The 26,046-nt window shown below is 64.4% G+C and carries 31 protein-coding genes; 16 read left to right on the forward strand and 15 right to left on the reverse strand.

The window, feature by feature from the left end; all coding sequences use genetic code 11:
* Positions 1–11: 11 nt before the first annotated feature.
* Together paaZ and GRZ55_RS09780 are read right to left on the reverse strand one after the other, a co-directional pair.
* A complete protein-coding gene (gene paaZ / locus GRZ55_RS09775; RefSeq protein ID WP_169286730.1) occupies positions 12–2,033 on the reverse strand; it encodes a phenylacetic acid degradation bifunctional protein PaaZ in 2,022 nt (673 codons plus the stop codon).
* A gap of 13 nt (positions 2,034–2,046) precedes the next feature.
* Entirely contained in the window at positions 2,047–3,273 is a 1,227-nt protein-coding gene (locus GRZ55_RS09780; RefSeq protein ID WP_246734650.1) for a cytochrome P450, read from the reverse strand.
* Positions 3,274–3,368: 95 nt separating this feature from the next.
* Between GRZ55_RS09780 and paaI the strand changes: the two genes are divergently transcribed.
* The 3 genes from paaI to GRZ55_RS09795 are packed head-to-tail and all read left to right on the forward strand — an operon-like array spanning position 3,369 to position 5,742.
* Positions 3,369–3,800: a hydroxyphenylacetyl-CoA thioesterase PaaI gene (paaI, locus tag GRZ55_RS09785; protein ID WP_169286732.1), complete on the forward strand. Its 432-nt coding sequence runs from the start codon at positions 3,369–3,371 to the stop codon at positions 3,798–3,800.
* A gap of 29 nt (positions 3,801–3,829) precedes the next feature.
* A complete protein-coding gene (paaK, locus tag GRZ55_RS09790; RefSeq protein ID WP_169286733.1) occupies positions 3,830–5,140 on the forward strand; it encodes a phenylacetate--CoA ligase PaaK in 1,311 nt (436 codons plus the stop codon).
* Positions 5,141–5,148: 8 nt separating this feature from the next.
* Entirely contained in the window at positions 5,149–5,742 is a 594-nt protein-coding gene (locus GRZ55_RS09795; protein ID WP_169286734.1) for a TetR family transcriptional regulator, read from the forward strand.
* 11 nt (positions 5,743–5,753) lie between these two features.
* On the opposite strand, the gene GRZ55_RS09800 is transcribed toward GRZ55_RS09795, so the two are convergent.
* The 3 genes from GRZ55_RS09800 to GRZ55_RS09810 all read right to left on the reverse strand — a co-directional run bounded on the left by GRZ55_RS09800 (position 5,754) and on the right by GRZ55_RS09810 (position 6,891).
* Positions 5,754–6,167, reverse strand: a complete 414-nt coding sequence (locus GRZ55_RS09800; RefSeq protein ID WP_169286735.1) for a type II toxin-antitoxin system VapC family toxin — start codon at positions 6,165–6,167, stop codon at positions 5,754–5,756.
* The gene (locus GRZ55_RS09805; protein ID WP_169286736.1) at positions 6,164–6,409 is read right to left on the reverse strand and encodes a type II toxin-antitoxin system Phd/YefM family antitoxin; all 246 of its coding nucleotides are present in this window, start codon (positions 6,407–6,409) and stop codon (positions 6,164–6,166) included. Before GRZ55_RS09805 ends, GRZ55_RS09800 begins: the two co-directional genes overlap by 4 nt.
* Positions 6,410–6,471: 62 nt before the next feature.
* A complete protein-coding gene (locus GRZ55_RS09810; protein WP_169286737.1) occupies positions 6,472–6,891 on the reverse strand; it encodes a PaaI family thioesterase in 420 nt (139 codons plus the stop codon).
* A gap of 106 nt (positions 6,892–6,997) precedes the next feature.
* Between GRZ55_RS09810 and paaA the strand changes: the two genes are divergently transcribed.
* Genes paaA through paaE form a run of 5 tightly spaced genes read left to right on the forward strand, consistent with a single transcriptional unit; the run spans position 6,998 to position 10,643 of the window.
* The gene (gene paaA, locus GRZ55_RS09815) at positions 6,998–7,993 is read left to right on the forward strand and encodes a 1,2-phenylacetyl-CoA epoxidase subunit PaaA (RefSeq protein ID WP_169286738.1); all 996 of its coding nucleotides are present in this window, start codon (positions 6,998–7,000) and stop codon (positions 7,991–7,993) included.
* A gap of 5 nt (positions 7,994–7,998) precedes the next feature.
* Positions 7,999–8,286, forward strand: a complete 288-nt coding sequence (gene paaB / locus GRZ55_RS09820) for a 1,2-phenylacetyl-CoA epoxidase subunit PaaB (protein WP_169286739.1) — start codon at positions 7,999–8,001, stop codon at positions 8,284–8,286.
* Positions 8,286–9,047 (forward strand): 1,2-phenylacetyl-CoA epoxidase subunit PaaC, encoded by a 762-nt coding sequence (gene paaC, locus GRZ55_RS09825; RefSeq protein WP_169286740.1) that lies wholly within the window; start codon positions 8,286–8,288, stop codon positions 9,045–9,047. Before paaB ends, paaC begins: the two co-directional genes overlap by 1 nt.
* A 5-nt stretch (positions 9,048–9,052) precedes the next feature.
* The gene (paaD, locus tag GRZ55_RS09830) at positions 9,053–9,556 is read left to right on the forward strand and encodes a 1,2-phenylacetyl-CoA epoxidase subunit PaaD (RefSeq protein WP_169286741.1); all 504 of its coding nucleotides are present in this window, start codon (positions 9,053–9,055) and stop codon (positions 9,554–9,556) included.
* 10 nt (positions 9,557–9,566) lie between these two features.
* Positions 9,567–10,643, forward strand: a complete 1,077-nt coding sequence (gene paaE, locus GRZ55_RS09835) for a 1,2-phenylacetyl-CoA epoxidase subunit PaaE (RefSeq protein ID WP_210257301.1) — start codon at positions 9,567–9,569, stop codon at positions 10,641–10,643.
* Between the two features lie 6 nt (positions 10,644–10,649).
* On the opposite strand, the gene GRZ55_RS09840 is transcribed toward paaE, so the two are convergent.
* Both GRZ55_RS09840 and GRZ55_RS09845 read right to left on the reverse strand, forming a co-directional pair.
* Positions 10,650–10,958, reverse strand: a complete 309-nt coding sequence (locus GRZ55_RS09840) for a type II toxin-antitoxin system RelE/ParE family toxin (RefSeq protein WP_169286742.1) — start codon at positions 10,956–10,958, stop codon at positions 10,650–10,652.
* Entirely contained in the window at positions 10,955–11,236 is a 282-nt protein-coding gene (locus GRZ55_RS09845) for a type II toxin-antitoxin system ParD family antitoxin (RefSeq protein ID WP_169286743.1), read from the reverse strand. Before GRZ55_RS09845 ends, GRZ55_RS09840 begins: the two co-directional genes overlap by 4 nt.
* Before the next feature lie 100 nt (positions 11,237–11,336).
* On the opposite strand from GRZ55_RS09845, the gene GRZ55_RS09850 reads away from it, so the two are divergent.
* Entirely contained in the window at positions 11,337–11,495 is a 159-nt protein-coding gene (locus GRZ55_RS09850) for a hypothetical protein (protein WP_169286744.1), read from the forward strand.
* 108 nt (positions 11,496–11,603) lie between these two features.
* Positions 11,604–11,732 carry a hypothetical protein gene (locus GRZ55_RS23620; RefSeq protein WP_256379802.1) on the forward strand — a complete coding sequence of 43 codons (129 nt, stop codon included), beginning with the start codon at positions 11,604–11,606 and terminating at the stop codon, positions 11,730–11,732.
* Positions 11,733–11,738: 6 nt separating this feature from the next.
* Here GRZ55_RS23620 and GRZ55_RS09855 read toward each other — a convergent pair whose 3' ends face one another.
* The 6 genes from GRZ55_RS09855 to GRZ55_RS09880 are packed head-to-tail and all read right to left on the reverse strand — an operon-like array spanning position 11,739 to position 18,684.
* Complete coding sequence (locus GRZ55_RS09855) at positions 11,739–12,110, reverse strand: GtrA family protein (RefSeq protein ID WP_169286745.1); 372 nt, start codon at positions 12,108–12,110, stop codon at positions 11,739–11,741.
* Positions 12,107–13,123, reverse strand: a complete 1,017-nt coding sequence (locus tag GRZ55_RS09860; protein ID WP_169286746.1) for a glycosyltransferase — start codon at positions 13,121–13,123, stop codon at positions 12,107–12,109. Before GRZ55_RS09860 ends, GRZ55_RS09855 begins: the two co-directional genes overlap by 4 nt.
* An 8-nt stretch (positions 13,124–13,131) precedes the next feature.
* The gene (locus GRZ55_RS09865) at positions 13,132–14,868 is read right to left on the reverse strand and encodes a glycosyltransferase family 39 protein (RefSeq protein ID WP_169286747.1); all 1,737 of its coding nucleotides are present in this window, start codon (positions 14,866–14,868) and stop codon (positions 13,132–13,134) included.
* Entirely contained in the window at positions 14,869–16,521 is a 1,653-nt protein-coding gene (locus tag GRZ55_RS09870; protein WP_169286748.1) for a thiamine pyrophosphate-binding protein, read from the reverse strand.
* Positions 16,518–17,696, reverse strand: a complete 1,179-nt coding sequence (locus GRZ55_RS09875) for a CaiB/BaiF CoA-transferase family protein (protein WP_169286749.1) — start codon at positions 17,694–17,696, stop codon at positions 16,518–16,520. Before GRZ55_RS09875 ends, GRZ55_RS09870 begins: the two co-directional genes overlap by 4 nt.
* A 55-nt stretch (positions 17,697–17,751) precedes the next feature.
* Positions 17,752–18,684, reverse strand: coding sequence for an alpha/beta fold hydrolase (locus GRZ55_RS09880; RefSeq protein WP_169286750.1), 933 nt, complete (start codon positions 18,682–18,684; stop codon positions 17,752–17,754).
* A 248-nt stretch (positions 18,685–18,932) separates the two neighbouring features.
* Here GRZ55_RS09880 and GRZ55_RS09885 point away from each other — a divergent pair, with 248 nt between their 5' ends.
* From GRZ55_RS09885 to GRZ55_RS09900, 4 genes are all read left to right on the forward strand, one after another.
* The gene (locus tag GRZ55_RS09885) at positions 18,933–19,958 is read left to right on the forward strand and encodes an ABC transporter substrate-binding protein (protein WP_169286751.1); all 1,026 of its coding nucleotides are present in this window, start codon (positions 18,933–18,935) and stop codon (positions 19,956–19,958) included.
* 83 nt (positions 19,959–20,041) lie between these two features.
* On the forward strand, positions 20,042–20,833 hold the full coding sequence (locus tag GRZ55_RS09890; RefSeq protein WP_246734651.1) for an ABC transporter ATP-binding protein: 792 nt from the start codon (positions 20,042–20,044) through the stop codon (positions 20,831–20,833).
* Positions 20,830–21,663: an ABC transporter permease gene (locus tag GRZ55_RS09895; protein ID WP_169286752.1), complete on the forward strand. Its 834-nt coding sequence runs from the start codon at positions 20,830–20,832 to the stop codon at positions 21,661–21,663. The genes GRZ55_RS09890 and GRZ55_RS09895 overlap by 4 nt, the downstream gene beginning before the upstream one ends.
* A 151-nt stretch (positions 21,664–21,814) precedes the next feature.
* Positions 21,815–23,011 (forward strand): cation:proton antiporter, encoded by a 1,197-nt coding sequence (locus GRZ55_RS09900; protein WP_169286753.1) that lies wholly within the window; start codon positions 21,815–21,817, stop codon positions 23,009–23,011.
* Here GRZ55_RS09900 and GRZ55_RS09905 read toward each other — a convergent pair.
* Positions 23,008–23,409 carry a DUF4112 domain-containing protein gene (locus GRZ55_RS09905; RefSeq protein ID WP_246734652.1) on the reverse strand — a complete coding sequence of 134 codons (402 nt, stop codon included), beginning with the start codon at positions 23,407–23,409 and terminating at the stop codon, positions 23,008–23,010. The genes GRZ55_RS09900 and GRZ55_RS09905 overlap by 4 nt on opposite strands.
* 126 nt (positions 23,410–23,535) lie before the next feature.
* Here GRZ55_RS09905 and GRZ55_RS09910 point away from each other — a divergent pair, with 126 nt between their 5' ends.
* Positions 23,536–23,967: a BLUF domain-containing protein gene (locus tag GRZ55_RS09910; RefSeq protein ID WP_169286754.1), complete on the forward strand. Its 432-nt coding sequence runs from the start codon at positions 23,536–23,538 to the stop codon at positions 23,965–23,967.
* Positions 23,968–23,971: 4 nt separating this feature from the next.
* On the opposite strand, the gene GRZ55_RS09915 is transcribed toward GRZ55_RS09910, so the two are convergent.
* Positions 23,972–24,283 (reverse strand): monooxygenase, encoded by a 312-nt coding sequence (locus GRZ55_RS09915; RefSeq protein WP_169286755.1) that lies wholly within the window; start codon positions 24,281–24,283, stop codon positions 23,972–23,974.
* A 112-nt stretch (positions 24,284–24,395) separates the two neighbouring features.
* Between GRZ55_RS09915 and ettA the strand changes: the two genes are divergently transcribed.
* Positions 24,396–26,045: an energy-dependent translational throttle protein EttA gene (gene ettA, locus GRZ55_RS09920; RefSeq protein WP_169286756.1), complete on the forward strand. Its 1,650-nt coding sequence runs from the start codon at positions 24,396–24,398 to the stop codon at positions 26,043–26,045.
* Position 26,046: the final 1 nt, after the last annotated feature.

Raw genomic sequence — 26,046 nt, forward strand, 5'->3', positions numbered from 1 at the left:
ACCAAAATTGACTATATGGCGTTCATCGTCAGCAATTCGTAGGCGGCGACCTGCTCGTCGTCCTGATTGGTGACGGACACGTCCCAGCGCACCTCGCCATATTCCTCGTTGCGCGCCTTCTTGTCCTTGGCGGTCAGGCGCACCTGGATCGCGTCGCCGGGCGAGACCGGCTTCATGAAGCGCAGATTGTCGAGGCCGTAATTGGCAAGCACCGGGCCGGGTGCGGGATCGACAAAGAGGCCGGCGGCAAAGGACAGGATCAGATAGCCATGCGCGACGCGGCCGGGGAAGAAGGGGTTGGCTGCGGCCGCATCCTCGTCCATGTGCGCGTAGAAATTGTCGCCCGTGAATTCCGCGAAATGCTCGATGTCGGCCAGCGTGATTTCGCGCGACGCGGTCTCCAGCGTGTGCCCGATTTCCAGCTCGGAGAATTTCACGCGGAAGGGGTGGACCTCCTTCGGTAGTGTCTTGGAGCCCGGCACGAATGTCCGGGTGATGCCGGACAGCAGGTCGGGGCTGGCCTGGATGGCGGAGCGCTGCATGTAGTGCATGACGCCCCTGATGCCGCCCATCTCCTCGCCGCCGCCGGCGCGCCCCGGTCCGCCATGGATCATGTGGGGCAGGGGGGAACCGTGGCCGGTCGCCTCCTTGCCGGTGTCGCGATTGGCGAAATAGAGCCGGCCATGATGCGCGCCCATCGCCAGCACGGCTTCCCGCGCGACCGCCGGATCATGGGTGAAGATCGACGCGACCAGCGAGCCGCCGCCGCGGTTGGCAAGGTGGCCCGCATGGGCGACGTCGCGATAGCCCATGATCGTCGAGACCGGACCGAAGGCCTCGACCTCATGCACGCGGGAAGCATTGTCTGGGTTGTCGCAGGAAAAAAGCAGCGGCGCGAGGAAGGCGCCCGCCTCCATCCCGTCGATGCCCCCCTTTTCCATATCGCCGAAGACGAGCCTGGCTTCGCTGGCGATGATCCTCGCCTTGGCGCGCACGTCGTCGCGCTGGGCGAGGCTGGCCAGCGCGCCCATGCGCGTCGCTTCGTCGCGCGGGTTGCCGACGACCGTTTTCGCCAGCCGCCCGGACAGCGCGTCGATAACCACGTCGCGATGGCCCTCCGGCACGATGAGGCGGCGGATGGCGGTGCATTTCTGCCCCGCCTTGGCCGTCATCTCACGATGGACTTCCCTGATGAAGGTGTCGAATTCCGGCGTACCGGGGGCAGCATCCGGCCCCAGGATGGAGGCGTTGAGCGAATCCTGCTCGGCGATGAAACGCGTCGAGTTCCTGAGCAGGTTCGGGTTGGAACGCAGCATCAGCGCCGTTTCGGCCGAACCGGTGAAGGAGACCACGTCCTGCGATCCGAGCCGGTCGAGAAGATCGCCTGCCGAGCCCGCCACGAACTGCACCGCGCCGTCCGGCAGGATGTTCGATTCCACGATCATGCGGAACGCGGCTTCCGCCAGCCATGCGGTCGAGGAAGCCGGCTTGACGATGGCGGGCACGCCGGCCAGCAGCGTTGGCGCCAGTTTCTCCAGCATGCCCCAGACCGGGAAGTTGAAGGCGTTGATGTGGATAGCCACGCCCTGCAGCGAGGTCGCCACATGCTGGCCAAGGAAATTGCCGCCGCGCGACAACTGCTCCAGGGCGCCTTCGACATAGATGGTGTCGTCCGGCATTTCGCGCCGGCCCTTGGAGGAGAACACGAACAAGGTGGCGATGCCGCCATCGATGTCGATCATCGAATCCGCCTTGGTGGCGCCGGTCTCGTAGGACAGCTCGTAAAGCGGATCGCGGCGCTCGTTGAGATATTGCGCCAGCGCCTTCACAGCGTAGGCGCGCTCGTGAAAGGTCATCTTGCGCAAAGCCGGCCCACCGACATTCCGCGCGTGGTCCGTCATCGCCGCGAAGTCGAGTTCGGCGCCGATCTCGGCAATCGATTCGCCGGTCACGGCGCTTTTCAGCTGCGAGATCCTGCCCGAGGGCGCGACCCAGCTTCCGGCTGCAAAGCTGTGAAGGGGGATAATGGTCATCTGCTCGTCCTCTTCAATTCACTTGCGCCGGCAGGCTGGCAAAGCCGCGAAACCGCACGCGTCCGGTACGCCGCGGCTCACCCGCCAGCCGGTAGTTGGGAAAGCGCTTCAGGAAACGCGCGATGGCGATGCGGCCTTCGAGCCGCGCAAGCGAAAATCCCGCGCAGAGATGCGGGCCCTGCGCGAAAGCCAGATGCCGGTTGGGTTTTCTGGAAAGGTCGAGCCGGTCGGGCTCAGTGAACTGGCGCGGATCCCGATTGGCGGCGCCGATGCACAGATGGATACGTGTCCCGGCCGGGATCGTCTCTCCGTGGAACTCCACGTCTTCCGTTGTCATCCGGTTGCCGAGCTGGTTGGGCGACTGGAAGCGCAGGAATTCGTCGACGGCCGTGTCGATCATGCCGGGTTCGGCCTCCAGGCGCTGCTTCTCACCCGGCCAATCCAGGAGCTCAAACAGCGCGTTGCCGATCAGGTTGGTCGTGGTCTCGTGGCCTGCATTGAGGATGAAGATGCAGTTTTGCAGCAGCTCGGTCTCGGAAAGCTCCTCTCCTTCCGGCGTGCCGTTGATGAGGCGCGTCAGGACGTCGGTCGCCGGGTCGCCCGGGTTCTTGCGGCGGCGCGCGACGAGGTCCTTCAGATAGGCCTTGAAGTCCTCCACCGCGCGGTTGCCGCGCTCCTTCTGCTCCTCGCTCAGGACCGGTTCGAGCGCGCCGAGGATGGCGAGCGACCAGTCGCGCAGCGGTCCGCGTTCCTCATGCGGCATGACGAACAGATTGCCGATCACCTCGAGCGGAATGGCGGCGGCGAAATCCTCGATCAGGTCGACCTCGCCCTTCTCTTCCATCGCATCGAGCAGCGAGTCCACCAGACGGATGAGTCCTGGCTCCATGGCGGAGATGGCGCGCGGGGTCAGCGCGCCCATCATGATCTTGCGCACCCGCGTGTGCAGCGGCGGATCGTTGAAGACGAGGCTGGTCGTGTGGTGCTCGTAGAGCGGCGTGTCGCCATATTTGGGCAGGAACTCGACCTTCTTGTCCGACGAGAAGGCTTTTGTGTCGCGATAGACCCGGTCGAGATCGGCGTAGCGCGACAGCATGATCGAGCCGTCCGCGAAATGCTTGACCGGGGCGTGCTCGAGCAGCGCCCGGTAGGTCGGAAAGGGATCCTCCGCGAAAGCCGGCGGTATCGCGGTGATGTCGAAAGTGTCGGCGAGCGCGGCCAGAATGGTCGTCACGGTCAATGATTCCTCCCTCGGCATCGTCGTGCCGTTGCGCGTATTATTGACCGACCGGTCGGTTTATGCAAGTCTTGCCGGGACTGGTGGAGGAGCAGATCATGACATTGTCGGCGGAGGAAATCGCGCGCAGAAGCGCCGACGCCATGTGGGCGAATGACGACGCATCGAAATGGCTCGGCATGAGCCTGGACGCGGTCGGGCCTGGCACGGCGACGACGTCGTTGACGGTCGAAAAGCACCACACCAACGGCCACGACATCTGCCATGGCGGATACATATTTACCCTGGCCGATTCCGCATTCGCCTTTGCCTGCAATTCGTACAACCGCATCGTGGTGGCGCAGCACAACACCATCACCTTCATCGCGCCTGGAAAGCTCGGCGACCGGCTGACTGCGCAGGCGCGCGAGATCGCGCGCTACGGGCGCTCGGGCATCTACGACGTGCGGGTGAGCGACCAGGATGGGCGTCCGATCGCCGAATTCCGCGGCGCGTCGCGCCAGATCGACGGCAAGCATTTCGAGGAGTAGGCGCGGCCCGGCGCCGCGGGGAGGACGTGATGAAGGATCTGACACCCAGGAAGGAAGATCTCGACCCGATCGAGATCGCCTCGCGCGACGAAATCGCCGCGCTGCAACTGAACCGGCTGAAATGGTCGTTGAAACACGCCTATGACAACGTTCCGCATTACCGCCGGAGCTTCGATGCGGCGGGCGTGCATCCCGACGATCTGAAGGCGCTTTCCGACCTGTCGAAGTTCCCCTTCACCGCCAAGGGCGACCTTCGCCAGCATTATCCCTTCGGCATGTTCGCGGTGCCGCGCGAGAAGGTCGTGCGTATCCATGCCTCCTCCGGCACGACCGGCAAGCCGACGGTGGTCGGCTACACGAAGAACGACATCGAGGTCTGGGCGGACTGCGTGGCGCGGTCCATGCGGGCCTCGGGCACGCGGCCGGGCGACGTCGTCCACATCGCCTATGGCTATGGTCTCTTCACCGGTGGGCTCGGCGCCCATTACGGGGCGGAGCGGCTGGGCTGCACGGTGGTGCCCGTCTCGGGCGGCATGACGACAAGGCAGGTGACGCTGATCGAGGATTTTGCCGCCACCACCATCATGGTGACGCCATCCTACATGCTGTCCATCCTCGACGAATACCGGGCCCAGGGGCTCGATCCGCGCGAGAGCCCGCTTCAGGTCGGCATTTTCGGGGCGGAGCCGTGGACCAACGCCATGCGGGCCGAAATCGAAAACGCCTTCGACATGCATGCGGTCGACATTTACGGCCTGTCGGAGGTGATCGGTCCAGGCGTCGCCAATGAGTGCGTGGAGACCAAGGACGGGCTGCATGTGTGGGAGGACCACTTCTATCCCGAGATCATCGACCCGGAGACGGGCGCGGTGCTGCCCGACGGCGAGCGGGGCGAACTCGTGTTCACCTCGCTCACCAAGGAAGCCTTCCCCATCGTGCGCTACCGTACCCGCGACCTGACGCGGCTTTTGCCCGGCACGGCGCGGACCATGCGGCGCATGGAAAAGATCACCGGCCGCTCCGACGACATGATGATCCTGCGCGGGGTGAACGTGTTCCCCACTCAAATCGAGGAGCAGATCCTGAAGGTCGAGGGGCTCAGCCCCCATTTCCAGGTCGAATTGTGGCGCGAGGACCGTCTCGACTGCATGACGGTGCATGTTGAAGCGATGCCTCATGCGGCGGCAGAGGAGTCGCGCAGCCTGTGTGCCGGCTTGCTGCGCGAGCACATCAAGGAGGTGATCGGCGTGACCGTGATCGTCAACGTCACCGAGCCGGAAGGCGTCGCGCGCAGCCAGGGCAAGGCCCAGCGCATCGTCGACAACCGACCGAAAGGGTAGGGGAAACGGTGGCCCGCACCCGCGCCAAGGATCACGACGACAAGCGCGAGGCGATGCTGCACCGGGCGGCGATCGTCTTTTCGCGCGACGGTTACGACCGCGCCTCGATGGCGCAACTCGCCGGCGAACTGGGCGTCTCGAAGGGGCTGCTCTACCACTATTATGCCTCCAAGGAGGCGCTGCTTTTCGACATCGTGGAAACGCACCTGACGGTTCTGGTCGAGGTGGTGGAGGAGGCCGACGATCCCATGCTTCCGCCGGAAGCCCGGCTTGAAGCTCTGGTCGTGGCCCTGCTGGAGGCGTATCGCGATGCCGATGCCGAGCATCGGGTCCAGGTCGAGGGCATGCGGATCCTGCCCGACGACGACCAGGAGAAGCTGAAACAGCTGGAACGCCGGTTGGTCGCCATCTTCGCCGAGGCCGTGCGCGCGCTGGATCCCGACCTCTTCGCGGGCAAGCCCCTGATCAAGCCGGTCACCATGAGCCTCTTCGGCATGATGAACTGGGCCTATATGTGGTTCCGCGACGGCGGCCCGGTGAGCCGCGCCGACTATGCAAGACTGGCGACGCGGATATTGGTTGGCGGGGTGAGGGGGCTTTAGGGCCGACGGAGCTACGGCGTCTTCAGCTCGATCCCGACGTCCTTGGCTGCACGGGCCAGACTTGCGTCCAACGTCGCCAAAGGCTTCCTCTCCCGGCGAGCTAGCTCCAGATAACTGGCGTCATACGGGCTCAAGCCATGCAAGTCCGCCAGTTCGAGAGTCGCACCCCAGGCATGCAAATGCGTCTGCGGATCAACTTCGATCGGGAGATTTCCAAGTTGGCTCAGAGCCAGTTCCCGCTCCGCTGAAGTCATGCGCCCCCGTCGCATGGCCTTTTGCAGTGCGTTGGCCACTTCCAGACTCCAGATAGCGGGAACCTTGGCGCCCGCCACGGCAACCTCGTCGAAAATCGCTTCAGTCGCCTCGGTGGTCTCATCGGCGAAGAGCCACGCAATCGCCATGGATGCATCGAGCACGAGGCTCATCTGCGGCCCTCGTTGATGAGTTCCTTTATGTCCAGTCCGCCAAGCGTCAGGCCTTTGCGCAACTCCCTGATACGCGCGACCGCCTCGAGGGCCTGATGTCTCTTGTCGTCGTCGTTCCGGAGCGCCACCAGCCGCGCGGCTGGTTTGCCCCGCCGCGTTATGACGATTTCCTCGCCCTTCTCGGCTTTGCCGACGAGTTCCGAAAGTCGGTTCTTGGCTTCAAAAAGACCGATCTCGCGCATTTGGCCTGTCTCCATCTAGCTGATAATCTAGATTGATCAGGGGGTGCTTTCAAGTCGGCGGCTCAATCCTCCAGATACGCAAACGCGCTTGTCGCCGTCACCGCAACCTTGGCCTCCCCCTTGGCCCGCATCTCGACGCGGGTGTAGGCCATGCGCTTGCCATTCGAGAGCACGTCGACCCTGATCTCGACCGGCCCCGGCTTGAGTGGGCGGATGAAATGCGTCGTCAGGTCGACCGTGGTGCAGATGCGGAAACGGCCGTTGAGCGCGGCGAGCGCCACGACCGCGCAGGTGTCGGCGGCCGAAGCCGTCGCCTGGCCGCAGATCACGCCGCCGATATGGACGAGGCTGGGGTTCTCCGGGAGCAGGAAATCCGCGCCGGCGGCGTCGAAGCCGACAGGCTCCAGCCCCAGAGCGACGATCCAGGGCGCAAAGACCTTCTGAAGGGTTTCGCGTGCTTCCGTGATGCCGAATGCCGACATATGCTCCCCCGAAAATATGTTACAGAATATTGAAGGTACCGCCCATTTCTGTTACATATCGAATGGCGGCGGTTGGATGTCACCATCCGAACACGGAGGAGCGCTGATGTATAGCCAGGGATTGATCGGAGCGAAGACCGAGACGACGGAGGACGAATCCTTCCTCGCCGCCTTCCAGGCGCGCATCGACGCCGAGGAAAAGATCGAGCCCAACGACCCGATGCCCGAGGGCTATCGCCGGACGCTCATCCGCCAGATCGGCCAGCACGCCCATTCCGAGATCGTCGGCATGCTGCCCGAAGGCAACTGGATCACCCGCGCGCCCTCGCTCAAGCGCAAGGCAGCACTTCTCGCCAAGGTGCAGGACGAGGGCGGCCACGGCCTCTATCTCTATTCGGCCGCCGAGACGCTGGGCGTCAGCCGCGAGCAGATGACCGAGGAGCTTCTGGCCGGCAAGGCGAAATATTCCTCGATCTTCAACTATCCCACACTCACCTGGGCCGATATCGGCGCCATCGGCTGGCTGGTCGACGGCGCGGCGATCATGAACCAGATCCCGCTCTGCCGCTGCTCCTATGGCCCCTATGCGCGCGCCATGATCCGGGTCTGCAAGGAGGAGAGTTTTCACCAGCGCCAGGGCTACGAGATCATGATGACGCTCGCGGCCGGCACCGAAGAGCAGAAGGAAATGGCGCAGGACGCACTGAACCGCTGGTGGTGGCCCTCGCTGATGATGTTCGGCCCGCACGACTCAGAGAGCCAGCATGGCGACCAGTCGATGAAGTGGAAGATCAAGCGCTTCACCAATGACGAGCTGCGCCAGCAATTCGTCGATTCCACCGTGCCGCAGGCCGAGTATCTGGGCCTCACCGTGCCCGATCCCGAGCTGAAGTGGAACGAGGAACGCGGTCACTACGATTTCGGCCCGATCGACTGGGACGAGTTCTGGACGGTGGTCAAGGGCGGCGGACCGATGAACAAGGAACGCCTGGAGGCGCGGCGCAAGGCCTGGGACGACGGCGCCTGGGTGCGCGAGGCGGCCTTGGCCCATGCGGAAAAGCGCAAGGCACGGCGCGAAGCGACGAAGCTGGCAGCGGAGTGAAGACCATGAGCAGAAACGAAATTCCCCTCTGGGAAGTCTTCATCCGCCCGCGCAACGGGCTGGCCCACAAGCATTGCGGCTCGGTGCATGCGGCCGACGAGGTGATGGCTCTCCAGGCCGCGCGCGACGTCTATACGCGCCGCGGCGAGGGTGTCTCGATCTGGGTCGTGCCCTCGGCCTCGATCACCGCGTCGGATCCCGACCAGCGGGCGGAGAATTTCGAGCCGACGGCCTCGAAGATCTACCGCCACCCGACCTTCTACGAAATCCCCGACGAAGTGGGGCACATGTGATGACGGTCGAGCGCGATCAGCTTCTGACCTTCGTGCTGCGGATGGCCGACGACAATCTCGTTCTCGGCCACCGGCTGTCGGAATGGTGCGGCCATGCGCCGATGCTGGAAGAAGATCTCGCCATGCCCAACATGGCTCTCGACCTGATCGGCCAGGCACGTTCGCTCTACCAGTACGCCGCCGAGATCGAAGGCAATGGCCGCACGGAGGATGACTTCGCCTATCTCAGGCGCGAGCGCGAATACCTCAACTGCCTTCTGGTCGAGCGGCCGAATGGCGACTTCGCCCACACCATGCTGCGCCAGTTCTGGTTTGCCGCCTATCTTCATCCGCTGTGGGACGCCATGCAGCGATCCACCGACGAAACGCTTTCCGGCATTGCCGGCAAGGCCGTGAAGGAAGTCGCCTACCATATCCGCCATGCGGGCGAATGGGTGGTGCGGCTGGGCGACGGGACCGAGGAGAGTGCTGCACGCATGAAGGCGGCGGTCGAGGCGCTTGCGCCCTATCTGGATGAGCTCTTCCAGACCGACGGGCTCACCGAAACCATCGCCGAGGCGGGAATTGCGCCCGATCCGGCGGCGCTCAGGCCTGCCTTCGATCGCGTGGTGCTGCCGGTCTTTGCCGAAGCGGGGCTCGACATGCCGGAGGCACAGTGGCCCCAGTCCGGCGGCCGCCAGGGCCGGCACGGCGAGCATATGGGCTATCTTCTGGCCGAGCTCCAGCACATGCAGCGCACCTATCCGGGGGCCTCGTGGTGAGTGCCATGAGGGCGACCATCACGGCTGCTGGGGACTCCGGCGACAAGGCATGGCTTGCCGCCTCCGCGGTGCCCGATCCCGAAATCCCCTGCGTGACCGTTGCCGATCTCGGTATTCTCCGCTCCGTCGAAATGATCGATGGCGTCGCGGTTGCGCGGCTGACGCCGACCTATTCCGGCTGCCCGGCCGTCAATGCCATCGAGCTGGCGGTGGAGGCGGCGCTGCTGGAGGCCGGTTTCACACCCCGCATCGAACGCGTGATGTCGCCCGCCTGGACGACCGACTGGATCACGCCAGAAGGTCGGGAAAAGCTGCGCGATTACGGCATTGCCCCGCCGGAGAAGGCGTCGGGTTCGATCCGCTCGCTCTTCGGCGAGGTGGAGGTGGCCTGCCCGAAATGCGGATCGCGCGAGACCGAGCGCGTTTCCGAATTCGGTTCGACCGCCTGCAAGGCGCTCTATCGCTGCCTCACCTGCCGCGAGCCGTTCGACTATTTCAAGTGCATCTAGGATCGCGATCATGGCCCGTTTCCACGAACTGAAGGTCGCTGAGATCGTGCGCGAGACGCCGGAGGCGGTCGCCATCGCCTTCGAAGTGCCCGACGATCTCAGGAACGTGTTCTCCTTCCGTCCGGGCCAATATCTGACGCTTGCTGCCGACATCGACGGCGAGGAAGCGCGGCGGTCCTATTCCATCTGTTCTGCGCCGGGAGAACGACATCTCAAGGTGGGGGTCAAGCAGATCGCGGATGGCCGCTTCTCGGGCTTCGTCAATGAAAGGCTCAATGTCGGCGACACGATCCGCGTCATGCCGCCCGAAGGCCGCTTCACCTCGCTGACCGGCGAGCGCCACGACTACATTCTGATCGCGGCCGGCTCCGGCATCACCCCGATGCTGTCGATTGCCAAGACCGTTCTTGCCCACGAGCCCATGAGCACCATCACGCTGGTCTACGGCAACCGCACCAGTGGCTCGATCATGTTCCTGGAGGAACTGGAAGATCTCAAGGACCGCTATCTCCAGCGTTTCAGCATGCTCCACATGCTGTCGCGTGAGACCCAGGACGTGGACATCCTCAATGGCCGCATCGATGGCGGGCGGATCGTGCAACTGGCCGAACGCCAGCTCATCGAACCACTCGCGGCTGACGGCATCTTCATCTGCGGTCCAGGTGAGATGATCGACAGCGTCACGCAGTCGCTGCGCGATTATGGCGTCGATCCCGACCGCATCCGCTTCGAGCGCTTCACGCCATCCGGCGACGCACCACCGCCCAGGCCCCGTTCGCGCGAGGCCGAAGAAACCGCCCGCCAGGGCGCAACGATCGAAGTGGTGCTCGATGGCGTGCGGCGGTCCTTTACGCTGGAAGAAGCCGATTCCGGCCTCATCGAGGCCGCTCAGAAGGCGGGGCTCGAACTGCCCTATTCCTGTGCGGGTGGCATGTGCTGCACGTGCCGTTGCCGTATCGTCGAAGGAGAGGCGGAGATGGCGGTCAACTACTCGCTGCAGCCCTGGGAGATCGAGGCCGGCTTCACGCTTGCCTGCCAGTCGCGCCCGACGACCAGAAGGCTGGTGCTCGATTTCGACGCGGCGTGAGCCGGTTCACTCCTCCTCGAACTCGGCCTCCCAGTCGCGACCGGCACGGAAGACGCGGAGAATGTCGACCCGGTCGTCATGCACGGCGAAGGCGATCGTGCATTGTCGCTCGAAGCCAACGATACGCAAACCTGGCATCAGATCGTAGCGCTGCGCGCCCCTCTCCGATGCGAGGTCGAGAGAAAAGCAAAAATCGATAATGCGCAGAACGAAACCTTCAGCCGTTCGTATCGATGCGGACTCGATCAACCACTCTTCGATGTCCAGCAGGTCGTCTCGGGCTTCCGGCGCGATGATAATGGGGCGGCTCTTCACAGGCCACCTTCACGCCGCTTCTTCGATCGCTCGACAAATTCGGCGCGTACTTCTTCGATTGGAATGCCGCGGCTCGGATCAGCCACCATCCTGTCATAGGTCTCCGCCACCTCCGTGCGCAGCCAGTGCTCGATGGCCTTGTCGTGTTGCTGCAGCGCCCGGATCCCGGCGCGGACAACCTCGCTGGCCGAGCCGTATTCGCCGGACTGGACGAGCCGGTCGATGTAATCGCCCTGTTCGGCGGGCAGGCTGATCGTGCGGCGGTCGATCTTGTTCATTGTGGTTGCTCCTTCGGAAGTATGAAGGATTCATACCACGGCTTCGTTGATGCTTCCATGCCGGCTTGACGTCCGGACGTCACGGCCCATCTTTTCCCTCATGAAGTCAGGCTACTGGATCGGTGCAGGCATTGGCGTAGGCGTGGCGCTTGGCGCGGGTCTGGGCGCGACGATGGACAATGTCGCGATGGGAATCGGTATCGGTATCGCGGTCGGTGCGGGAATCGGCATGGCGCTCGACCTCGCACGCAAGGGGTGAGGCCCGGCTGCATGGATTGATCCGGGGACTGCCGATCGGAGGCTTGCCAGCCGTGCCCCATTGCGCCATCTAGGCGGGATGGAAGGTCAATCGCATCTCGGACTAGGCGTGGCGATCGGCGTCGGCATCGGCGCCGTACTCGGAATCGTCATCGGCAACGTGCCCGTTGGCATGGTTGCCGGCATCGCTCTCGGGGCGGCGGTGGGCTATGCGCTCGACAGACGCTGGAAGGGCTGAAGCCCTTCAACGTGCGGCGAAAGCCCATCTGCCCGACAAAAGATAGACCACCGCGGCCGCCACGATAATGGCGGTGCCCAGCGACCATTGGCTTTCATAGCCGATCGCCCAGGTCATCATGGCAAGGCTGAGATTGTTTACGGCAAACCCCGTCAATGCGGTGACGACGAAGCGCGTGACGGCGGTCCGGTGCGCCTGGCGCGAGCGGAAGGTCAGGTAATAGTGCCCGAAATAGGACACGGAAATCGCCAGCAGGAAGCCGAAGACATTGGCCACAAACAGGTTGACACCAAGATAGGAAAAAAGCGCCGCCGCCAGCAGAAAATGCACGAGCGAAGCGGTGACGCCGACCAGACCGAACAGCAAGACCTGTCTCACTGCGGAGGAGCCTTCGAACCGAGTTCTGGTGCCTTCGTCGAGATGGCGGCGGAAGAAGTCGGTCCTTCGTGGCGGGCCGAAATGACATAAGGCGGCCGCCGCTTCACCTCCGAATAGATGCGGCCGATATATTCGCCCAGAATGCCGATGCCCAGAAGCTGGATGCCGCCCAGGAACAGGATGCCGACGAGCAGTGACGCGAAGCCCGGCACGTCCACGCCGAAGATGAGCGTCCGCACCACGACCAAGATGGCGTAGGCCAGCGAGAGGGCGGAAATGGCGAAGCCCACATAGGTCCACACCACAAGCGGTGCGGTCGAGAAACTCGTGATGCCCTCTATCGCGAAACGCCAGAGACGCCAGCCGGAAAACTTGGTCGTGCCGGCCGCCCGGGCCGGGCGCTTGTAGTCGATGATGACCGGTTCGTAGCCCACCCAGGCGAAGATGCCCTTCATGAAACGGCGGTTTTCACCAAGCCGGTTCACCTCGTTGACAACCGCGCGGTCCATGAGGCGGAAATCGCCCACATTATGCGGTATCTGGACGTCCGAGATGAGGTTGTGCAACTCGTAGAACCAGCTGGCCGTGCGCCGCTTCATGTAGCTGTCTTCGCTGCGGTCGCTGCGGCGGGCGAGCACGACCTTGGCCCCCTCCAACCAGCGCTCGATCATCTCCGGGATCAGATCCGGGGGGTCCTGGAGATCGACGTCGATGATCGTGACGGCGTCGCCCTTCGCCTCGAACAAGCCGGCCGACATCGCGGCCTCCTTGCCGAAATTGCGCGACAGTTGCACGATGCGAAACGGCAGATCCGGGCTTGGCGCCGCCAGGAGCCGGGCGATCGTCTCGTCGCGGCTACCATCGTCAACGAAGATGAGTTCCAGGGCGATCCCGCCTTCGAAGCGGCGGGCGATGTGAGCTGCCGTCTTCTGGATTTCGACCATGAAGGCGGAGACGGCCTCGGCTTCGTTGAAGACGGGAACCACGATGCTGACGAGGCGCGGTTTGGTCATCGTCGCTCTCATTCGGGTATGGCCGGCAGGCGGGCGACGGTCATCTCCTGGAAGCGGCCGCCCCGGTTGACATTGTGTGCTGCGAACGTGCCGACGATCTCGATCGGTCGGCCGTCTGCCATCGCCGCCGCCTGCTCCATGAGGTCGCGCGGGACGACGAGAACGATGGCACGGGCATCGCCCAGAGCCTGCTCCAGGCCCGCCTCCGACTCGCGGATGCGCTGGACCGGCCTGTCATGCGGGTGACCGAGATAGTAGAAGAAGCTCGGCTCGCCATAACCGGCCAGATAGATCTCCGCATCATTCCCGGCAGCTTCGGCGACCGTCGATGCCATCGGCGCGGCCAGCTTGATGGCCGGCTCGACAGGCCTGATGACCAGCCAGAAGAGGCCCGCGAATGCCAGGGGCGTGGCAATGATCAGGAGCCGGCTCGCGGCAAGCGTGCGGCCGCCGATCTGGGCCCGGAAAACGGCCACCACAACGGCGGCAAGTGCGATGCCCAAGCCCAGGGCCACCGGCCAGGACGGGTGTGCCGGCAGCAGCATGGGCGAGGTCGCGATCGCCGCTCCGGTGGCAAGGCCGCCGGCCAGATAGAGCCAGCCGCCGCCTGCCAGCCAGCCTTTCAGGCGGTCTGGCCGGTCTCCGGTCTGCACGATGAGCGCGGCGACCATGATCGCAAGGGCGGGATAGAGGGGGAAGACGTAGTGGGGCAGCTTGGTGGCGGCCAGCGTGAACATCAGGAATGTCGGCAGTACCCATGACCACAGGAGCACGCGCGAGCGGCGATCGCCGAAGCTGCCGGCCACGAACCCGCGAAGTGCCGCCGGCAGATGGATGATCCAGGGAAAGAAACCGAGCAGCAGGAAAGGCACATAGGCGGGCAGGGTGAGGACGTAGCCGATCGGACCGCTGCCGCCATGACCTTCCATCGGTGCCAGCGCGCGGCCGAATATGTGGGTGCCGATGCCCTCCGAGATCAGATCCCCGCCGCTCGCACGGTCGGCGGGAATCGCCCAGCCGAGGAAGGCGGCGAGTGCCAGAAGCGACACGGCGGCGAGGCCCACGCCCTGGCGGAACGGTATGCGTTCTCCCCTGGGAATGATCACCCAGGAGGCCGCCACCATCGTGACCACCACTGCCGGGCCGACCGGACCCTTGGCGAGCAGCGACAGATAAAGCCCGATGCCGAAGATGGCCGTCATCAGCAAGGCCCGCCCGGGGCGCATGGTCATCTCCACATAGGCCCAGATGGACAGCGTGACGGTGAACAGGAGCACCGCATCCAGCATCGCCGCGAAGCCGAGATAGACCGCCATCAGCGAGGTCGCGAGAACGCCCATCGCCCACAGGCCCGTGCGGTCGTCGAACAGCCGCCGGCCGATCAGGAAGGTCAGGAAGGCGCTGGCCGCCATGGCGGGCGCCGAGAAGAAGCGGACGGCGAACTCGCCTTCGCCGAACAGCCAGATGCCCGCCGCCATCAGCCAGAAGCTGAGCGGCGGCTTGTGGGCGAAGAGTTCGCCATTATAGGTCGGCACCAGCCAGTTGCCCGACTGCAGCATCTCGGCGGCGGTGCGGGCGTAATAGCCCTCGTCGGCATCCCACAGCATGTGGGCGGGCATCAACGCCCACAGGAACAGGCAGGCAAGCACGGCCAGACCCGCCGCAAGCAACGCATGATCGACATGCGCCGCTTCTCCAGACGTTGCTGCGTCGGCCGGCCCGGCCTGGCTGTCTGAAGCGGCCAATCAGCGGCCCTCCCGGATTTCCGAGAGCGTCTTGGTGGGAGTGATCGCCTCGGGGCTCATCTTCACCTCGATGATCGCCGGCTTGCCGCTGGCGCGCGCGCGCTCGAAGGCCGGCGCGAATTCGTCGGTTCTCGTCACCGTTTCGCCATGGCCGCCAAAGGCACGGGCATAGGCGGCAAAATCCGGGTTCTTGAGGTCGGTGCCCGACACCCGGCCGGGATAGTCCCGCTCCTGGTGCATGCGGATCGTGCCAAAGGTGCCGTTGTTCAGGATGATGACGATGAAGGGCAGGTCGTACTGCACGGCGGTCGCGAATTCCTGGCCGTGCATCATGAAGTCGCCGTCGCCCGCGAAAGTGATCACCTCGCGGCCCGGATGCAGTGCCTTGGCCGCGACGCCGGCCGGCACGCCATAGCCCATCGAGCCCGAAGTTGGCGCCGCCTGCGTATCGTAGCGGCGGTAGCGGTGGTAGCGGTGCACCCAGCTGGCGAAATTGCCCGCGCCATTGGTGATGATGACATCCTCGGGCAGCGTCTCTTCCAGCCAGGTCATGACCTCGCCCATATGGACGTCGCCGACGCCTTTCTTCGGCGGGGTCGACCATTCGAGATAGCCCTGGTGAAGCTCTTCCGTCTTGGCGGCCCAGGCGGGCGTCCCTTCCGGCTTCAACTGGGCGAACGCAGCCGAAAAGCCGTTGACCGTCGCCGCGATCCCCAGTTCCGGCCGGTAGACGCGGCCGAGTTCATGCGGGTCGGGATAGACGTGGACCAGCTTCTGGTCGGGATAGGGGCTTTTGGTCAGCGTGTAGTCGGCCGAGGGCATCTCGCCGAAGCGACAGCCCACCAGCACCAGCAGGTCCGCATTCTTGATGTAGTCGGCCAGCTTCGGGTTGATGCCGATGCCGACATCGCCGGCATAGGAGGAGTGCAGCTGATCGCACAGCGACTGGCGGCGGAAGGAGCAGCCGACCGGCAGCTTCCAGCGATCGAGACCCGCGCACATGCGCTTGACCGATTCCTCAGTCCAGCGGGTGCCGCCGAGCACCACGAAGGGCCGCTTGGCGCCCTTCAGCAGCTCTTCCAGCCGTTCCATTTCGTCCGGCCCCGGCGACATTTCGACCGGTGTGTAGGGCAGCAGCCGGGGCGCCTCGATCTCGTCGGTCAGCATGTCCTCCGGCAGCGCGATGACGACCGGGCCAGGGCGGCCCGAGGTCGCGACGGCGAAGGCGCGGGTTACCAGTTCGGGTATGCGGGCCGCATCGTCGATCTCGACCACCCATTTGGCGATCGAGCCGTAGAATGCGCGGTAGTCGATCTCCTGGAAGGCCTCGCGGTGCCGGTTGCCGCGCGCCACCTGGCCGATGAAGAGGATCATCGGGATGGAATCCTGCGCGGAGATGTGGATGCCGGCAGACGCATTGGTGGCGCCCGGGCCGCGGGTGACGAAGCAGATGCCGGGCTGGCCGGTCAGCCGTCCGTGGCAGTCGGCCATCATCGCCGCCCCGCCTTCCTGGCGGCACACGAAATTCCTGATGCTGGAATCATGCAGCGCGTCGAGAACGGCCAGATAGCTCTCTCCGGGCACGGAGAAAATGCGGTCGACGCCGTTGACCTCGAGTGCCTCGACGATGAGCTGTCCGCCTGTCTTCTTCATGCTGATTCTTTCTTTTCCAGTTCGGCCAGGATTTCCTGCGTGTGTTCCCCGAGCCTCGGGGAGGGGCGCTGATATTGCAGCGGCGTCCCGCTCATCACCATCGGCGCGCGCACCGAGGGCAACATGTTGCCCTGTCCGTCATCAAGGTCCATCCTCATGCCGCGCGCAAGAACCTGCGGGTCCTCGAACATCTGGGCGATGTTGTTGATGGGACTTGCCGGCACGGATGCCTTCTCCAGTTCGGCCAGCAACGGGTCGCGATCCCATTGTGCCAGCGCAGCTATGATCGTCTCGCGCAGCCTTGAACGGTTGGTCACGCGCGCGGGATTGGTCGCAAAGTCGGGATCGACGGCCAGCTGTTCAAGTCCCACGACCTTGCAGAAACGTTGGAACTGCCCGTCATTGCCCACCGCCAATACCATATACCCGTCGCGCACGGGCAGCACCTCGTAGGGCGCGATGTTCATGTGCGCGTTGCCCATCTGGACCGGGACGTTTCCGGAGACCAGGTAGTTCAGGTTCTGGTTGCCGAGGATCGAGACCTGGGTGTCGAGCAGCGCCATGTCGATATGCTGGCCTTCGCCCGTCTTTTCGGCATGGCGCAAGGCGGCCTGGATCGCGATCACCGCATAGAGGCCCGTGAAGATGTCGGAGACTGCAACGCCCACCTTCTGCGGCTCTCGCCCGGCCTCGCCGGTAATCGACATCAGTCCGCCGATTCCCTGGATGATGAAGTCGTAGCCGGCGCGGGCCGCATAGGGTCCGGATTGGCCGAAGCCGGTGATCGAACAATAGACGAGGCGCGGGTTGATCGACTTCAGGCTCTCGTAATCGAGCCCGTATTTCTTGAGCCCGCCGGACTTGAAGTTCTCGATCAGCACGTCGGCCGTGGCGATCAGCCGGCGCAGCGTGTCCGCGCCTTCGGGCTGGGAGAAATCGATGGCGACGGAGCGCTTTCCGCGATTGGTCGAATGGTAATAGGCCGCCGACAGGTTCTCGCCGTCGTGGCCCATGATGAAGGGAGGCCCCCATTTGCGCGTGTCATCGCCGCCATCCGGGTTCTCCACCTTGACGACGTCGGCACCCAGATCGGCGAGCACCTGACCCGCCCAGGGCCCCGCCAGGATGCGGGCGAGTTCGATCACGCGGATACCGGCGAGGGGCGGCTGTGTCATGTGCTGAATCGGCTCCGTTCGAGTTGCCGCTTGCTAGCAGGAGTTGGGCGCGACGTCACGGACTTGCGGTTGAGCCAGCAACCGCTTCGAGCCATTCGACGAAATCGTCCCGGATGATATCGCGATTCAAGCTGTTCACCAGATCATGCCGCTGATCGGGGTAGTGCCTCGAGACGAGATTCGAAAACCGCGATTGGCTCAGGCGGCGGGTGAAGTCGGCGACCATCTCGCCCTGTCTCGTGACCGGGTCCGCGCCGCCATGCGCGACATGGAGTGGCAGGTCTCGCGGCATGTTCAGCCAGCCGGTCTTCCTGGTCGTCTTTTGCGCCAGCCACAACATGTCCAGCCAGGCTCGGATGGTCGGCTCGACGCCGCAGCGTTCATCCGCGACATAGTCGTTGACGACGGCCGGGTCGTCGCTCAACCAGTCGAAATCCGTGCGGCCCGCGCCGATCTTTCGATTCCACCCGGCGAGCATCCTGCGCATCGTGGGGGATGGCATGTCGGAGCCCAGCCTGAAGCGCTCCCATCGCAGCATTCCGCCCAGAAACCGGGCCGCGTAGTCGCTTACCGCCGGCATGTTCCAGAAGGCAGCGCCGGCAAGGCGCGGGGCATGGCGGACGAGGAAGCTGTAGGCGATCAGCGCGCCCGACCCCTGGCCGAAGACGATCACCGGCAGGCCCTTTTGCTCGGCGGTGATAAATTCGTGAAGGTCCCTGAGGTCCGCATCCACCATCTGGATGCCTGCCCATCCGCCCGAGGGCATTCCGGCGGCCCGTGTCCGGCCGTGGCCGCGATGGTCGATCGTGTAGGCGTGAAATCCGTTATGGGCGAGGTGGCGGGCGAAGCCGTCGTAGCGGGCGCCATGTTCGCCCAAACCGTGGTTGATCTGAACGATGCCGCGCGCGTCCGTGGCCAGGTGCCTGCGGACATGCAGGCTCGCACCCTGGAAGGCCGGCAGCTCGAGGATTTCGGTCGGGGCGTTCATGGCGAATGGAACTCTGGCTCTTGCGGCGCCGAGATACAATGCTCGGGACGCCGGCCCCTTCACTCATCGCGGATTGAGGGACACGCCAGGATCGCGCGCGCCGCCGGTGCGAGGGCCGCGTCGCGATCGCCATGCGCAGTCAATGTGCAGTGCAAAAAGATGCCGTTATTGTGGGCAATCCCTCTTGCCAAGCAACCTGCGAGGCTGTTTCATGCCAGCCATCGAAAAAGACTTCCAGAGGGGTTTCCATGATCACGCGCAGATTGTTCAATCTGGCCGCCGCCACCGTGCTCGCAGGCGCGGCGTTCGTTGCCACGCCGGCGGTTGCCCAAACCAACATTGCCTTCACCCTCGACTGGCGCTTCGAGGGGCCGGCAGCCGGCTTCTTCCTTGCCCAGGATAACGGGTATTTCGAGGAAGAGGGTCTCAACGTCACCATCGACACGGGTGCCGGCTCGGTCGAAGCCATTCCGCGCGTCGCCACCGGCACCTACCAGATGGGTTTTGGCGACATCAACTCACTGATCAAGTTCCTGGACCAGGATCCCGATCAGGACGTGCGGGCCGTGATGATGGTCTATGAGACGCCCACCTTCGCTGTGGTGGGACGCCGCTCGCTCGGCATTACGGAAGACCCGCAGTCGCTGGAAGGCAAGACCCTTGGCGCCCCGCCGCCGGATGGAGCCTTCGCGCAATGGCCTGCCTTCGTTGATGTTGCCGGCCTCGATACCGACACCATCACCATCGAGAGCATCGGCTTTCCCGTGCGCGAGCCGATGCTTGCCCAGGGCGATGTCGACGCGGTCTTCGGCTTTGCTTTCTCCGTCATCCTGAACCTCAAGGCGCAGGGCGTGGAAGAGGACGACATCGTGCCGATCCTGATGGCCGAGCACGGGCTCGATCTCTATGGCAACGCCATTCTCGTCAACACCAACTTCGCCGAAGAGAACCCGGAGGCGGTGCGCGGCTTCCTGCGCGCCCTGACCAAGGGTTTTCGTGACGCCGCCAACGATGTCGAGGCCGGCATCGACGCCGTGTTGCAGCGCGCCGAGATCCTCAACCGCGATGTCGAGATCGAACGCCTGACCATGGCCAACGAGATGAACATCAACACGGCCTACGTCCAGGAAAACGGCTTTGGCGATATCGACATGGACCGCCTTCAGCGCGCCTTCGACCAGCTGACCGTCTCCATGGGCCTGACCGGTGCCGTCGGCCCGGAGGACGTGGTCGACATGCAGTTCCTGCCGCCGGCAGAAGAGCGGATGTTCTGACCACCGGTCATAGTGACCATCCGAGCTTCCCTCCGGTCCAGCGGGCCGGGGGGACTCATTCCTGAAGATGTGATTCCGACACCATGACCCAACCACTGGTCACGATCGACAAGGTCGAGATGCGATATGGCGGAGATGGCGGCGTACTCGCCGTCCAGGACCTGACGCTATCGGTCAACAAGGGCGAGTTCGCGGCCGTGGTCGGCCCCTCGGGCTGCGGCAAGTCGACCCTGATGCGCCTGGTGACCGGCCTGCACATTCCGCAGAAGGGGGATGTCATCGTCGCCGGCTCGAAGGTGACCAAGCCGATCTCCATCGTCGGCATGGCATTCCAGAACCCGACCATGCTGCCCTGGCGTACGACGCTCGACAATGTCCTCTTGCCGCTCGAGATTGTCGAAAAACACCGCAAGCGCCTGCGCCGCCACAAGGCGGAGTATGTCGAACAGGCCGAAGCCCTGCTCGAAATGGTGGGGCTGAAGGGTTTTGGCGACAAGTTCCCCTGGCAGCTTTCGGGCGGCATGCAGCAGCGCGCCAATCTCTGCCGCGCGCTCATCCACAAGCCGGAACTCCTGATGCTGGACGAGCCTTTCGGCGCGCTCGACGCGTTTACCCGCGAGGAGTTGTGGCAGGTCATCCGCGACCTGCATGCCGCCCAGGGCGTGACGATCGTGCTCGTGACCCACGATCTGCGCGAAGCGGCGTTTCTGGCCGACCGGATTTTCGTCATGTCGGCGCGCCCGGGGCGCATCACACGCGAGCACGCGATCACGTTCCCGCGTCCGCGGGAGCTTGAACTCATGTATGAGCGCGACTTCACCGAAAAGGTCCATGAGCTGCGCGGCGAGATCGCCGATGCGAGGCAGGCGGCATGAGCGTCACCGGAAACCCCGACAACTCTCCAGTGGAAGCCGCCGTCGCCGAGCGGCGCAAGCGGTGGACGATCGACTGGATCAAGCTCGCACCGTGGCTCTACACGATCGGCCTGTTCGCCATCTGGGAGGCGGCGGTCTGGATTTTCGGCATCCGCCAGACGGTGCTGCCCGCGCCGTCGGCCATCGCCGGGGCCCTGTACCAGTACTGGCCGGCCATCCAGCGCCATTCGATCCAGACGCTTTTCACCACCACGCTCGGCTTCGCCATGGCCGTGGTGGGCGGGCTGGCGCTCGGCCTGCTCATCGGCTGGTCGCGGGTGATCTATGCCGGCCTCTACCCGATCATGGTCGGCTTCAATGCCATCCCCAAAGTCGCCGTGGTCCCCATCCTGGTCATCTGGTTCGGCATCGGCACCATTCCGGCCGTGCTGACCGCCTTCCTGATCGCCTTCTTCCCGATCGTGGTCAATGTCGCCACCGGCCTTGCCACGATCGAGCCCGAGACGGAGGACGTGCTGCGCGCGCTGGGGGCCAAGAAGATGGACATCATGCTGAAGGTCGGCATCCCGCGCTCGATGCCCTATTTCTTCGGCTCGCTGAAGATCGCGATCACGCTGGCCTTTGTCGGCTCGGTCATCTCCGAGACGATCGCGGCCAATTCCGGCTTGGGCTACATGATGGCCTTCGCCCAGTCTCAGTTCAACGTGCCGCTGGTCTTTGCCGGCCTGATCATGCTCGCCGTCGAGGGCATCGCCATGTACGCGCTGATGGCCTGGATCGAGATGCGCTCGACCAAATGGGCCCACCGCTCGCAGACCATGGGGATGTGAGTTGAAACCGAACCATCGGCCTCCTTCCGCGTTGGCCCCGCGGAAGGAGATGCCAGGTGTCGATACGCACAACATGGATGCGGGCTGAGCCGAGCCGGTCTACCGGCAGGACCGAAAGCGCGCGGCGGCGCGCACTGGCCCTGCACATCTGATGTCGTTGCCTGCGTTCCCCATCGAAGACGTCATCGTCCAGTTCGCGGTCGTCGTCGTGGCCGCCCTCCTGGTGCAGCTCCTGTTCGAACGGACGCGGGTGCCGGGCATCATCGGGCTTCTGCTTCTCGGCATGGCGATCGGTCCGGGCGCGCTCTCGATCCTGCCCACCGAGCCGGTGATCGAACTGTTCGGGTCGCTCGGGCTCCTCTACATCATGTTTCTTGCTGGCGCCGAGATCGATCTCGACCACGTGCGCAGTCACAAGCGGGAGGCGGCATCCTTCGGTGTGCTGGCCTTCGTGCTGGCATTCGTGCCGGCAACGGGGATTGCGCTGCTTTTCGGGCTGGATTGGCCGGGAGCGCTGCTTGTCGGCGCGGCGCTGTCTTCGCATACGCTGGTGGCCTATCCGATGATCAGCCGGTTCGGCCTTGCCCACCAGCCCGCCATCGTCACGGCGACCGGGGGCACGCTGCTCACGGACACGGCCGCCCTGCTGGTTCTCGTCATGGTCATCCAGCTGGCGACCGGCGACGGGCTGGCAGGCGTGGTGGCCACCTTTGGCATGCTGGCGGTTCTCGCCGCGGCGGGCCTTCTGCTCGTTCCCCGTCTCGCCCGCTCAATGCTCGGCTCCGCCTATATCACGATGCCGGAACGCGCGTTGTTCCTTGTCGCCGTGCTGCTCTTGCTGGCGCTTGCCGCCGAACTCGCCGGGGGCGAAGACATTCTGGGTGCCTTCCTTGCCGGCGTCTGCCTCAACCGCGCTCTGCACAGCCGCAAGGAACTGCGCGAGAACCTGCAGTTTGTCGGCCACATGCTCTTCGTTCCCTTCTTCTTCGTGGAAACCGGCATGCGTCTCGAGCTGGAGGCGCTGGGCGCGCTGCAGACCTGGGGCATGGCGGCTGCGCTGGCCGCCATTGTGTTCGTCACCAAGGGTGCGGCGGCGTGGTCCGTCGCAAGGTCATTCGGCTACGGCAACGACGCTCGCCTGGCAATCGCCAGCCTGTCCTTCCCGCAGGCAGCCGCCACGCTCGCGGTCGTCTATCTCGGGCTCGAACTCGACCTTGTCGATGCGGTGACGGTTGATGCCGTCATCATCGTCATCTTCATCACCTGCCTGGTGGGGCCGATGCTGACCTGGGTCGCGGCGAACCGGATGAAGAAGCACCGTGAGGGGAGCGCCGGGGCCGATGGCTAGCCTTCGCGCGTGTCCTCGAGATGGCGCCTGAGCAGCGCCACGTTGCGTTTGGAGACCTTGAAGAAGACGTCGAATACGGTGCCTGCCACCGGCACCGAACCGACCGCCACGTCGATGCCGACATTGAGCATCATGCGGATGATCAGGCTGCGCGGGGCACCATGGCGCGCGGCCTGATGCACCACATAGGCCGCCATCAATCCGCCGGCTGCGTCTCCCACCACCGGAACGAGCGACACCATCTGATCGAATCCGAAGCGGATCGGCGTTCCAGGAATGCGGAACCGGGAATCGAGCACGAAAGCCAGTTTGTCGAGCCGCTCGAGGGCACGGGCGCGAGCCTCTCTCGTCAGGCGCGGATGGGTCGCGTAGGGCGCCTCGGCGGCAGTCATCGTCATCGGCTCCAGGGATATGCAGAAAGTCCTGCGGATCGTGTTCAGGTAGGGTGAACCTTAACTTCCTGCAAAGCGTTGAGGCCTACGCTGGGTTCCCTGTGAACCGACCTTATTGCGGAGCCGCCGGAAATGTCCGTCTACCAACTGCTCTATGTCAGCGGCGCGTCCGGCGCCGTCACCGAAGCGGAGATCGAGCAGATACTTTCGTCGTCCCGACGCAACAATGCCGCGCTGGGCGTCACGGGCATGCTTCTCTATTCCGATGGCGCCTTCATCCAGGTGCTCGAGGGCGACGAGAAAACCGTGAAGGCGCTGGCGCGCCGGATCAGCCATGATCGGCGCCACAGGAACTATATGGTGCTGTGCGAGCAGTTCGCGGAGGAACGCGCATTCGCCGATTGGCAGATGGGCTTCAAGCGGCTGGACCCGCAGCGTGCCGGCGACAGGGCCGTTTTCGAAGCGACGCGCCCGGCACTGGAGGGGCGCATCGCGACGGGAGATGGCGGCATCATGCTGGAGACGGTGACCGCCTTTTCCCGCGATTTCCTGCGTGCCGCCTGAGGCCTCACGCCTCGATCGTCTCGCCCAGCAAATTGTCGACAACGATTGGTGTCTCGAAATAGCGGATCTGGGGCTCTCCCCCGTAGCGCCGGCGCACGCTTTCGCGCCACGCCGCGTCATGGGCGGCCTCGGCAGCCGCACGGTTCTTCCAGAGATAGAAGGCGCCGGCCATGCCGGCCTCGGCGTCATAGACGAATGTCTTGCGGATCAGATCGGCATTGGCGCGCCATTTCGGCGAGACCTCGCGCATGCCCTCCACGATTTTTTCGCGGCTGATGCCCTGGGGCAGGGGGAACAGGACGTATTCGGTGATCATTCAGGTGTCTCCTCCGACAGACGGCCCGTCCGCATTGCCCTTGGCCGTCATTTCGCATAGATACGGCGCGAATTCGATTTCCCCTTTCAGGACACAGGAGGCCGACGCGCGCATGGCACGTCAGTTCATCTATCACATGGCCGGCCTGAACAAGGCCTACGGATCCAAGAAAATCCTGGAGAACATCCATCTCTCCTTCTATCCCGATGCCAAGATCGGCATTCTGGGCCCCAACGGCGCCGGCAAGTCGACCGTGCTCAGGATCATGGCCGGGCTCGACAAGGAATGGACCGGCGAAGCCTGGCTCGCAGATGGTGCCACCGTCGGCTACCTGCCGCAGGAGCCCGAGCTTGATCCCGCACTCGACGTGATGGGCAATGTCATGGAGGGCGTGGCGTCCAAGAAGGCAATCCTCGATCGCTACAACGAACTGATGATGAACTATTCCGACGAGACGGCCGAGGAAGGGTCCAAGCTCCAGGACATCATCGACAGCCAGAACCTCTGGGACCTCGACAGCCAGGTCGAGATGGCCATGGAGGCCCTTGGCTGTCCCCCGCCGGAGGCTTCGGTCGACAAGCTGTCGGGCGGCGAGAAGCGCCGCGTGGCGCTTTGCCAGTTGCTCCTGCGCCAGCCCGACCTGCTCCTCCTCGACGAGCCGACCAACCATCTCGATGCCGAAACCACGGCCTGGCTGGAAAAGCACCTGCGCGAATATCCCGGCTCCGTGCTGATCATCACCCACGATCGCTACTTCCTCGACAACGTCACCGGCTGGATCCTCGAGCTCGATCGCGGCCGCGGCATTCCCTATGAGGGCAACTACACGGCCTATCTGGAAGCCAAGGCCAAGCGCATGGCGCAGGAAGAACGCGAGGAGGGTGCCCGCCAGCGTGCGCTCGCCGCCGAACGCGAGTGGATTTCCGCCTCGCCCAAGGCGCGTCAGGCCAAGTCGAAGGCGCGCGTTCGCGCCTATGACGAGCTCGTCAAGTCGGCCAGCGAACGCCGCCCCGGCGATGCGCAGATCGTCATCCCGACGGGCGAACGGCTCGGCCAGGTGGTGATCGATGCCGAGGGCCTGAACAAGGGCTATGGCGATACGCTCCTGATCGACGACCTCACCTTCAAGCTGCCGCCCGGCGGCATCGTGGGCGTGATCGGTCCCAACGGCGCCGGCAAGACGACGCTGTTCCGCATGCTGACCGGCCAGGAAAAGCCAGATGGCGGCGAAATCCGCATCGGCGACACGGTCAAGCTGTCCTATGTCGACCAGAGCCGTGACACGCTCGATCCCAACAAGACCGTGTGGGAGGAGATTTCGGGCGGCAACGACATCATCAAGCTCGGCAAGCACGAGGTGAATTCGCGCGCCTACTGCTCCTCCTTCGCCTTCAAGGGCGGCGACCAGCAGCAGAAGGTCGGCACGCTTTCGGGCGGCCAGCGCAACCGCGTGCACCTGGCCAAGCTGCTCAAGGAAGGCGGCAACGTGATCCTGCTCGATGAGCCGACCAACGATCTCGACACCGAGACGCTGGCCGCGCTCGAGGACGCGCTGGAAAACTTCGCCGGCTGCGCCGTCATCATCAGCCACGACCGCATGTTCCTCGACCGCCTCGCCACCCACATGCTCTCCTTCGAGGGCGACAGCCATGTCGAATGGTTCGAGGGCAATTTCGAGGATTACGAGGCCGACAAGGTACGCAGGCTCGGCCCGGACTCGGTCAACCCGAAGCGGGTGACGTATAAGCGGCTGACAAGGTAGG

This window comes from Chelativorans sp. ZYF759, assembly GCF_012911015.1.
Classification (GTDB): Bacteria; Pseudomonadota; Alphaproteobacteria; order Rhizobiales; family Rhizobiaceae; genus ZYF759.

Excerpts from the sequence above, each read along its gene's own strand:
- paaA (WP_169286738.1), top strand. The coding sequence starts at position 6,998 with ATGTATAGCCAGGGATTGATCGGAGCGAAGACCGAGACGACGGAGGAC.
- GRZ55_RS09890 (WP_246734651.1), top strand. The coding sequence starts at position 20,042 with ATGACCCAACCACTGGTCACGATCGACAAGGTCGAGATGCGATATGGC.
- paaK (WP_169286733.1), top strand. The coding sequence starts at position 3,830 with ATGAAGGATCTGACACCCAGGAAGGAAGATCTCGACCCGATCGAGATC.
- paaZ (WP_169286730.1), bottom strand. The coding sequence starts at position 2,033 with ATGACCATTATCCCCCTTCACAGCTTTGCAGCCGGAAGCTGGGTCGCG.
- paaB (WP_169286739.1), top strand. The coding sequence starts at position 7,999 with ATGAGCAGAAACGAAATTCCCCTCTGGGAAGTCTTCATCCGCCCGCGC.
- ettA (WP_169286756.1), top strand. The coding sequence starts at position 24,396 with ATGGCACGTCAGTTCATCTATCACATGGCCGGCCTGAACAAGGCCTAC.
- GRZ55_RS09910 (WP_169286754.1), top strand. The coding sequence starts at position 23,536 with ATGTCCGTCTACCAACTGCTCTATGTCAGCGGCGCGTCCGGCGCCGTC.
- paaE (WP_210257301.1), top strand. The coding sequence starts at position 9,567 with ATGGCCCGTTTCCACGAACTGAAGGTCGCTGAGATCGTGCGCGAGACG.
- GRZ55_RS09805 (WP_169286736.1), bottom strand. The coding sequence starts at position 6,409 with ATGCGCGAGATCGGTCTTTTTGAAGCCAAGAACCGACTTTCGGAACTC.
- GRZ55_RS09915 (WP_169286755.1), bottom strand. The coding sequence starts at position 24,283 with ATGATCACCGAATACGTCCTGTTCCCCCTGCCCCAGGGCATCAGCCGC.
- paaD (WP_169286741.1), top strand. The coding sequence starts at position 9,053 with ATGAGGGCGACCATCACGGCTGCTGGGGACTCCGGCGACAAGGCATGG.
- paaI (WP_169286732.1), top strand. The coding sequence starts at position 3,369 with ATGACATTGTCGGCGGAGGAAATCGCGCGCAGAAGCGCCGACGCCATG.
- GRZ55_RS09810 (WP_169286737.1), bottom strand. The coding sequence starts at position 6,891 with ATGTCGGCATTCGGCATCACGGAAGCACGCGAAACCCTTCAGAAGGTC.
- GRZ55_RS09880 (WP_169286750.1), bottom strand. The coding sequence starts at position 18,684 with ATGAACGCCCCGACCGAAATCCTCGAGCTGCCGGCCTTCCAGGGTGCG.
- GRZ55_RS09905 (WP_246734652.1), bottom strand. The coding sequence starts at position 23,409 with ATGACGATGACTGCCGCCGAGGCGCCCTACGCGACCCATCCGCGCCTG.
- paaC (WP_169286740.1), top strand. The coding sequence starts at position 8,286 with ATGACGGTCGAGCGCGATCAGCTTCTGACCTTCGTGCTGCGGATGGCC.
- GRZ55_RS09900 (WP_169286753.1), top strand. The coding sequence starts at position 21,815 with ATGTCGTTGCCTGCGTTCCCCATCGAAGACGTCATCGTCCAGTTCGCG.
- GRZ55_RS09860 (WP_169286746.1), bottom strand. The coding sequence starts at position 13,123 with ATGACCAAACCGCGCCTCGTCAGCATCGTGGTTCCCGTCTTCAACGAA.
- GRZ55_RS09885 (WP_169286751.1), top strand. The coding sequence starts at position 18,933 with ATGATCACGCGCAGATTGTTCAATCTGGCCGCCGCCACCGTGCTCGCA.
- GRZ55_RS09895 (WP_169286752.1), top strand. The coding sequence starts at position 20,830 with ATGAGCGTCACCGGAAACCCCGACAACTCTCCAGTGGAAGCCGCCGTC.
- GRZ55_RS09850 (WP_169286744.1), top strand. The coding sequence starts at position 11,337 with ATGAAGTCAGGCTACTGGATCGGTGCAGGCATTGGCGTAGGCGTGGCG.
- GRZ55_RS09870 (WP_169286748.1), bottom strand. The coding sequence starts at position 16,521 with ATGAAGAAGACAGGCGGACAGCTCATCGTCGAGGCACTCGAGGTCAAC.
- GRZ55_RS09800 (WP_169286735.1), bottom strand. The coding sequence starts at position 6,167 with ATGAGCCTCGTGCTCGATGCATCCATGGCGATTGCGTGGCTCTTCGCC.
- GRZ55_RS09875 (WP_169286749.1), bottom strand. The coding sequence starts at position 17,696 with ATGACACAGCCGCCCCTCGCCGGTATCCGCGTGATCGAACTCGCCCGC.
- GRZ55_RS09845 (WP_169286743.1), bottom strand. The coding sequence starts at position 11,236 with ATGAACAAGATCGACCGCCGCACGATCAGCCTGCCCGCCGAACAGGGC.